At 36.6% G+C, this 8508-nt stretch carries 13 protein-coding genes and 1 pseudogene; all 14 read right to left on the minus strand.

What is annotated here, in order from left to right; translation table 11 throughout:
• Positions 1-646, minus strand: a 646-nt coding sequence (locus BW716_RS33875; protein ID WP_143709199.1) for a hypothetical protein, incomplete at its 3' end; no start/stop codon positions are given.
• 355 nt (positions 647-1001) lie between these two features.
• Complete coding sequence (locus tag BW716_RS33880) at positions 1002-1322, minus strand: hypothetical protein (protein ID WP_083730485.1); 321 nt, start codon at positions 1320-1322, stop codon at positions 1002-1004.
• 163 nt (positions 1323-1485) lie between these two features.
• Positions 1486-2067 carry a hypothetical protein gene (locus BW716_RS33885; protein ID WP_083730486.1) on the minus strand — a complete coding sequence of 194 codons (582 nt, stop codon included), beginning with the start codon at positions 2065-2067 and terminating at the stop codon, positions 1486-1488.
• Positions 2068-2104: 37 nt separating this feature from the next.
• The gene (locus BW716_RS33890; protein ID WP_083730487.1) at positions 2105-2533 is read right to left on the minus strand and encodes a hypothetical protein; all 429 of its coding nucleotides are present in this window, start codon (positions 2531-2533) and stop codon (positions 2105-2107) included.
• A gap of 61 nt (positions 2534-2594) precedes the next feature.
• Positions 2595-2831: pseudogene (locus BW716_RS39315) on the minus strand (hypothetical protein); the annotation flags it as partial.
• 25 nt (positions 2832-2856) lie between these two features.
• Positions 2857-3285 (minus strand): hypothetical protein, encoded by a 429-nt coding sequence (locus BW716_RS33900; RefSeq protein WP_143709200.1) that lies wholly within the window; start codon positions 3283-3285, stop codon positions 2857-2859.
• Between the two features lie 317 nt (positions 3286-3602).
• Complete coding sequence (locus tag BW716_RS33905; RefSeq protein ID WP_083730490.1) at positions 3603-4190, minus strand: hypothetical protein; 588 nt, start codon at positions 4188-4190, stop codon at positions 3603-3605.
• 314 nt (positions 4191-4504) lie between these two features.
• Positions 4505-4900 (minus strand): hypothetical protein, encoded by a 396-nt coding sequence (locus BW716_RS33910; protein ID WP_143709201.1) that lies wholly within the window; start codon positions 4898-4900, stop codon positions 4505-4507.
• A 28-nt stretch (positions 4901-4928) separates the two neighbouring features.
• Positions 4929-5339, minus strand: coding sequence for an Imm8 family immunity protein (locus BW716_RS33915; protein WP_083730492.1), 411 nt, complete (start codon positions 5337-5339; stop codon positions 4929-4931).
• Between the two features lie 578 nt (positions 5340-5917).
• Complete coding sequence (locus tag BW716_RS33920; RefSeq protein WP_083730493.1) at positions 5918-6502, minus strand: SMI1/KNR4 family protein; 585 nt, start codon at positions 6500-6502, stop codon at positions 5918-5920.
• A gap of 51 nt (positions 6503-6553) precedes the next feature.
• Positions 6554-6883 (minus strand): hypothetical protein, encoded by a 330-nt coding sequence (locus BW716_RS33925; RefSeq protein ID WP_143709202.1) that lies wholly within the window; start codon positions 6881-6883, stop codon positions 6554-6556.
• Between the two features lie 138 nt (positions 6884-7021).
• Positions 7022-7300 (minus strand): hypothetical protein, encoded by a 279-nt coding sequence (locus BW716_RS33930; protein ID WP_083730495.1) that lies wholly within the window; start codon positions 7298-7300, stop codon positions 7022-7024.
• Entirely contained in the window at positions 7301-7570 is a 270-nt protein-coding gene (locus tag BW716_RS37950; RefSeq protein ID WP_083730496.1) for a hypothetical protein, read from the minus strand. It abuts the gene before it with no gap.
• Positions 7567-8508: hypothetical protein (locus BW716_RS37290; protein ID WP_220388899.1), on the minus strand; the 942-nt coding region annotated here is incomplete at its 5' end. The genes BW716_RS37950 and BW716_RS37290, both read right to left, overlap by 4 nt.

Here is an 8508-nt window from a genome sequence, read left to right on the forward strand (position 1 = left end):
AAGTATAAACAACTTCACTAAGAAAAATTAAGGATTTAAGGTCCGTTTGTAGATTAATTTTAATTTTCTTTCCGTTGATTTTAAAAATTAAGTCGGGGAAAATATAGCTTTCAATTCCCTTATAATACATATCGTTTCTATTGGTATCAAAAATTAGTGAAACATTCTCAAAAAGAACCTTTTCAAATAAGGAAGACTGACGTTTATCCCTGGTAAAACCAGATAAGGAAGAAAATAAAATACCATCAAGTATTTCAACGAAATTACCTCTTATATAGTAATAAGGACGAGGAAAAGAAGCCTTAGCATCTTCAAATGAAGAATATTCATCTTCTAAAAAGAAATTAAATCTATTAATGTCTTCTTCTTTAATATATCTGAATACATGCTGAATATTATCTAATTCTTCGATTCTGCAAAATCTACCTATTGAGCTTCCCTTACTATTTATTTTTATATAATCAAAACCTAATGGTCGCATATTTTTGTGCCAATCTAGAAATTCTTCAAGGGAATTACCTTTATAAAATAATCTATTAACTATTCCGGTATATGGCAATGACTTTTTAAAATCCTCAATCAGAAGTTCATGATACTTCGGAATAGCTGGATTGATAAATTCATTTATAAAACTTACAAAGTTCATGATTAATAGTTTACGTAAAAATTTAAAGTGGTATACCTTCAGGAAAAAATTCCGGAAATTCTGGCAAAATTTGAGGCAATACTTCAGGAACAGAAAATGGCTTTTTCGGCAAGTCCCTTGATGGATCGTGTGTACGAGTACCTGAAGGTACAGGAACAGGTCTTAATTGTTTTGCCGTGTGATACATAGCCCGGTCGCAGGATTGGCAATATAATAACTAAATAAATAACTATAATCATTAGAAAAAAGTTGTAACCCATCAGGAGGAATAGGAAGGTAGACCAAATTATCTGTGCCCTTCCTAAAGGGTCCTGCCTTCCAACCGCTGTTGGCTCATCTCTCGTACTCGAGCCTCCTAAACCAGCTGTATCACCTTTAGGATCAATATACGAAATTGGATTACAAAGCCGCTAACATACCCCTGTGCTCCAGAATCCATAAACACGGGCAACTGTATCTCATCCGCCAGTAAGTAACGGCAATTGTTACAGCCTATAATGGCCTCTTTAAAGGATACATAACCTCCGGAAGGCGCTGCACCAGGTACTGTACTCGCTCCATTCGGATGATCCAAATCACCACCCGCCTTACATACCTGCAATAATTTTGTACGCAGCGAATGCGCCTTTGCAACATAAGCTGTGCTGTTTAAACAACCCTCACACGGCTGTGCCAAAACAGCTCCATATATGTAGTTATATTAGCAACCCTACAAAAATTTATACTCAGCTTTATAAAAGGCTGTTTTTATCTCTTGCTGGTTTATAAAATAGTCCAGTAATTCGAGCAATACTATATTCCTGAAATTTTATATCTTAACTGAGTTTGGCTTAAGAAACTTACAATTTAAAGGGTAGTTCTATAAGAGTGCTCTCGGTACCGGGAGGTCCTGTAAAAATAAACCGATAATAAGAAGCATAATTCTTACCAACTGCTTCTATAACTTTGTTTCTAAACATTAAACTTACTGAATAGTCACTATTAATTTCTTTTGAAATTATCGTATATTCTAAATATAACCGAAGATAGTTAAGAAACCCCCTTTCACTATCTGCAATATATGCATACGTCTCCTCTATGTTATCAAATATTATTACTTTACCGTTAGATAAGTCCAAACCGATGTCCAACCGAAGATTACTATCCCGCCCAAAAAAGACAAATCTGCCATCCAAATATTGTGGCTTTACAAAGTAAAAATTTCTTAATACGCCAATTACATCCTCCAAATTGCTATTTTCCAAAAGTTTTACAAACAGTCCTCTATTGTCATTTTCCCATATTAACGCTCTATCATGTTTAACCAAAATCTCCCCAAATTCATTTTCATTCGGCTCAAGTGAATTAAAGATTGCCCTTACCCGAGAAAATACGGCATATTGATAAATAGAAATAAACTCTTTTATAGCTAAAGTCTCCATCTATTGTAATTTATTTTTAAATGTATTGTGTGCTTTGTTAGCAGGTACTTCCTCTGGATTTACCATTTCTATGACATTTACTGGCATAAATCCCTTTGAGCCATTTTGCTGGAAAAAGATTACAGCATGTGTCACCTTCTTGTTGAGTTTTGCGGACGCTGTTCAAGCATCCTGATAATATGCATTCCATCCCCACAAATGTTTCTGGACCCGCCTGAGAAAGGTTGAAAAACTGAAAATTTGCCATCTCATTTTCCGATGCGTAATAAATTCCGACAGTTCCCGGCCGCATTGAACCCGTTCTTGAATTATTAGAACGCGCAAAACGAACCACTTGTTGATAATCCTTCTGACCAAGTCCGGTTTCTGCCATCATTAATTCATCTTCATGCCATTTATCATCAGGTAAATCATCCACTAATAAAGGATCTTCTCCATATGTTTGCTGGTAATTGGTTAACATCATTCCTAAAATTATAGCCACTCCCTAATTTATGGCATAAGGAAGTAATGCCTTTCCCTATATGTTATTCAGACCGCAGTGCAATTCCTACCTTGTTTTCCTGATTCATGTGGTGCATATTTATTTTTTGTCCCTCAAACGGGTTAAACGTTTTAAACTGTTCCACAAAGATTGCATCAGCTTCAGGCGCATAAACATTATCTAAAGCATACTTTTTTCTGTTATTCCATTTGATTGATGGAGTATTTGCACGGACTTGACCCCAATACCAAATAGCATTATTCAGCTTCCACAATACATTACACTTCTTCTGAAATTCTTTGTCGTTATATCTCCTCTATCTCACAATGTTCTAGTTTCCCATATTGTTTAAGAATTTCCATTGCCCTTTCTGATACCATCAGGTAATTCTTTTTATCTAAGAAAAAATCATCTCCCAAATTATCGTTAATAATTAGCCATTTAAAATTTGGAAGGTCGCGATTTGGATGTAAGTCCTTATAGAGTTCGGAAGAGGATATTTCTGCATCTTTTGAAGAATAACCAGTTAAATGAATATGATTTAATTTTTCTAACATTGATTCTGTAATCAGAAAACATGGAAAACATTCAATTATATCATCTCCTAACCAACCATCGAAAATAAAATGTAGATGAAAGATTCTCGGAGGATGAACAGAACTGTCTAACTGAGTATGTTTCCCTAGCTGACCAGCAACTTCTGGTAATAATCTGTATTGTTTTGTTATAGTCATATTATTCATTTTGTTGTGTATTTTGTGAATTTATAGGATGAATAATAAGTGCGGTAGTATTTGTATTTAAGCTCGGATTAAAACTTGTACCATATTGCCTGTCAATCAGAGTTGCCTGGTTCAAAATTTGTTTCCTGGTTGAATTTGGGTTTGCTCTATACCTAAAATAATGTTCAGGATATCATCAGGAATCTCACCCTCCTCATACTTATCTAATCCTACTAACCCTGCCCATTTCAAACAAAGTCTCCCCCCCATAAGGCTTTGGCAAGGTAGATTTATTATATCCCAAATCTATTCATCTAATTTAATAAACCTCACAACTTAAATGGGAGCTTTATAAGAGTACTTTCTGGCTCACGCTGAGTAGGAAAGACGAATCTGTAATAATCGGCATATTCATTTCCTCCAACTGCGGCAATAACTTTCCCTAGGAACATACTATTAACCTTAAAATCATTTGTTATTTCATTTGGAATAATCTTATATTCCAAATAAATCCGAAGATAACTAAGAAATCCGCTCTCACTATCAGCAATGTATGTATATGCTCCATCAATATCTTCAGCTAAAATTACCTTGCGGTTTGATAAATCAGCACCAATGTAAAACCCTCCATTATTATCACGTCCAAATAATACAAACCTGTTTTCTAAATATAATGGCTTAATAAAGTAAAAATGGCTTAACACCTGAATTAAATCTGCAAAGTTGCTATTTTCTACCAGTTCGGCAAACATTCCCCATTCCCTGTTTTCTCCTTTAAGCGACCTATTATACCGAATCAATGTTTCAGGAAAATCGTCCTTGTCCGACGGCTCAAGCGAATCAAATATTGCCCTTACCTGGGAAAATACTGCATACTGATAAATAGAAATAAACTCTTTTATAGCTAAAGCATCCATCTATTGTAATTTATTTGTAAATGTGTTGTGTACTTTGGTTGTCGGCATTTCCTCCGGTTTTACCATTTCGATAACGTTTACCGGAGTAAACCCTTTTGATCCATTTTGCTGGAAAAATATCACTGCATGTGTCACCGTCTTATTAAGTTTTGCGGACGCCTGTGAAGCATCCTGATAGTAAGCATTCCATCCCCCTACAACAAATGTTGCTGGATCAGCTTTTGAGAGGAAAGCTTTTTGAAGTGCCTGTCGATCATGAAGATGCTGTAACTCTTAAAAGCATTTGGAAGATAAAGTAGCAGCGTGTAGTGGTATCATAAATGTCTCGCCTTTACCGCCCCCTGGCCGACATGCCTTACAAGCGCACCTGATGCGGTGTGTAATAAAGATACATCAGGATGTCCCGGCAGGTGCCATAAAGGTAATATGCCATCTTTGACACGAGCCTTCAGATATTTCCCTATACCAATGTGAGTAGATACAGAAATACGAAACCTCGCTAAATTATCCCAGCCATCTCCAGGATCTTGTTCCGAAAAATTATAATAAGTTTTCCATTTGACAGAAAGGGAGTGTAAAATATTTTGTGTAAACTCCTTCCCCATTGTTTGAAACCCTGCCGGGATGGGGAAGGGAGAATGGCGAGGCAGCAGCGACTTCCCCAGTTTTTGGGCCGATTGAGATAATTCACCACCATAGGCCGTTAACACAGGAAATTTTACAGTCTCGAAAATTCAGTTAAATCAAACGATTAATTCCTCCATAATAATCATCCTGATATTCCCAACTAAACATTCTAGTTGCTTTTAGTATCAACTCCTTTTCAGACCTCCCTTTTATACTTTCTAAGCTATTTTTAACAAATTCCAGATGTTCATCCTTATTATTTTCCTGAACTACCAAAAGATAGTTAAAAAAGAAATTTCCTTTATATATGCCGTCCTTTACTCGCGCATTCAAATATTTTCCTATACCCATCGGTGTAGCTACAGAAATACTAAATCTTGTTAAATTTTCCCAACCTTCTCCTGGATCTTCCTTTGAAAAATTATAATAGACATCTAATTGATAGAAAAAATCTCTTTCTTCGTTACGATTCTCTATAGTTGCATCTTCCCAATTGAAATCATGCACATAAATTTTTGCCATATTCTTACTCTAATTAATTGTTAGTAGTAACTAAATCCGCTAACATACCCCTGTGCTCCAGGGTCCATAAACACTGGCAACTGTATCTCATCCGCCAGTAAGTAATGGCAATTGTTACAGCCATTCTGCAAACTCGTAAGTTCTGCCTCTGTCAGCGTCATCGCAGCACCAAACTTATTTACAAGGAACTGATAAAATCCGCCCGCTGCGTTATTATATTCCTGCGTCAGTGCAGCCAGTCTTGCACAGATACTACTATCTGTCTTTTGAACAGAGACATTTGTCGCCTGTAACTAGTGCCTAACCATCTGCCCAACCTTTCTAATATAACAACCTTAGGCAACGGATGAAATAAGGGTCTAGGTAAACTTGCTCAATTGCTCCTGATCCTGGTATCTAAAATTCAAAACCAAATCCCTTGAAAGTCTGACTATATCGATCCAGGTCAGAGTATCTTTTAAAATTCCAAATGACGATGCTTTAGCTGGATTCTGATACCTATATAAACAAAACTCACTTCAAAATATCCACTCCGTTTTTCTTTGCCGATGTGAACCACGTATCTTATGTAAAAGAAATTAAAGCTTAAATGGGAACGTTATATTAACAATTTCCTCATTTAGATGTCCCGGAAATACAAATCTGTAGTAATCAATATATTCTTCCCCTCCAACCGCTGCAATAACTCTCTCTCTAAACATTAGACGAACTTTATAATCATTTTTTAATTCATTAGGCATAATTTCATACTCCAGATAAATCCGAAGATAATCGAGAAATCCACCTTCGCTATCCGCGATATAGGTATATAACCCATCCATATCATCAAACAAAATAACTTTGCGGTTGACCAAATCAAAACCTATATAAAAACGATCATTATCACGCCCAAACAATATAAATCTGTCTTCCAAATATAACGGCTTAATAAAGTAAAAATAGCTTAATACCTGAACTACATTTGCTAAGTTGCTATTTTCAACCAATTCGGCAAACAATCCCCTTTCTTCGTTTTCTCCTGTAAGCGATCTATTATAGCGAATCAAGGTTTCAGGAAAATCGTCCTTGTCCGACGGCTCAAGCGAATCATATATTGCCCTTACCTGGGAAAATACTGCATACTGATAAATAGAAATAAACTCTTTTATAGCTAAAGCATCCATCTATTGTAATTTATTTGTAAATGTGTTGTGTGCTTTGTTTGTGGGAACCTCCTAAGGCTTCACCATTTCGATGACGTTCACTGGGGTAAATCCCTTTGCTCCATTTTGCTGAAAAAATATTACTGCATGAGTCACTGTCTTATTGAGTCTTGCGGACGCCTGCGCGGCATCCTGAAAGTAGGTATTCCACCCTCCTACCACAAATGTCCCTGGACCAGCTTGTGAGAGGTTGAAAAACTGAAAATTTGCCATCTCATTTTCCGATGCGTAATAAATTCCGACAGTTCCCGGCCGCATTGAACCCGTTCTTGAATTATTCGCACGTGCAAAGCGAACTACTTGTTGATAATCATTCTGACCAAGTCCGGCCTTTGCCATCATCAATTCATCTTCATGCCATTTCGCATCACTAAATACACCATTTATCTACTATAATTTATTTGCAAAGATGTTGCTTACCTTCTTGCGAATACTCTATGTATCAAATCCAATTCCTTAAATTGACCATAATTTCTCTAATTATAAACCACCTCCATTTTCTGAGGGGTCAACGTATGTTATAACGGGAAGAGAGAATTTTTCAAACTCTGTTTTGGTTAAATATTTAACTTCAGATGGGATTTTCAATCTGGAAATATTAATTCCCTTAGTTGTTTTTGAACACCAAATTAGCAAAAATCCCATCATATTTATCTCATCGACAAGTACAAAAACATATTTCATGATACCATCTTTATCAAATGGTGATGGTATATTATTATCACCATCTAGAACCCGTAGCACAATTTTTTTCCACATTTATTTATTCATTTTATAAAACTCCCAAAAAGTATTCTCTATTCCGTATGCTGCCTCATCAAACAAAAAACTCTCTGCAGATGTTTGAGGATGGCCAAATATAGAAAACTGGTATAAATGAGTTCGTTCATGTCCCAAAGTTTTCACTAAAAGCTCATAATTCCCAAAAGCATCCGGATAAAGAGTGATTGTGCGTTTATGTGCATAACCAAATAGTGATCTCCCAACTAATTCCGGCTCTCTGACTATCCTAAGTTTAACTCCTTTCAAACCAACTCCGGCTTGCTCCGCAACACTTTTACAGTTCTCATTTGCATAGGGACTTCAAGCTCGGCCAAACCGCCAACATTTCCACCTCTTCTGTATAATCCTCCTATTTGTATTAATGGTCGTGTTCTTGATATTGGAGCTTCTCCTATCCATTGTAGACCAACGTTAATACTAACTGATGTTATTAAAGAATAACCTTCTGATCGACTCGTGACAGCTTCGGCCCTTGTACTATAATATCCTGACCATGCAATAGGATTGAAATAAAATCCCAAGGAGTTAGGATCCCATCCGGAAGCATCGCTAGCCCATTTATCTTTTAAGTCAGAATATGCTTCTGCATTTGCCTCTCCTCTTAATCGATCTTTTATTGATTGGGGTAAGGCCGTCTTTCCATCACTTCCAACTCCATATATACCTCTACTAAATCCGTCCTGATAACCGTTAATCTTTTCTTGATACAACAAATTAGAATGAGCTGTAATTCCTGAAGCACCTACGTTATTCGCCCAATTCTGAAACCGTGATGAAGATTTACCCAATGAAACCGCAACAATATTCACATCATTTAATGTATGACTCCAAGAGCCATTGGAAAAGGTGAATGACAATCCACCCCAGGAATTAGTATCACCTTCTTTTGCATTTACCGGACAAGTAGGACAAGCTCCGTTTGGATCATTATATGCTATTGGGTTATTGCTAAAAATAGCACATGGACTCATACCAGCATTCAAGACTGGATCTGTATCCCACCTAAATCCTATCCTAGTATCATACTCCCAATACTGTGCAGTATTATGATTTCCTTCCCCTACCACTTCATCACTTTTCTCTTGACCATTAAACCCATACCTATACCCTCCTAAACTCCACTTCCTATCCCCCATCCCCATCCCAAAAGGATAATAATCCCCAGCACTCATCACCTCCGCAAC

It is taken from the genome of [Flexibacter] sp. ATCC 35208 (assembly GCF_001975825.1).
Lineage (GTDB): Bacteria > Bacteroidota > Bacteroidia > Chitinophagales > Chitinophagaceae > Chitinophaga.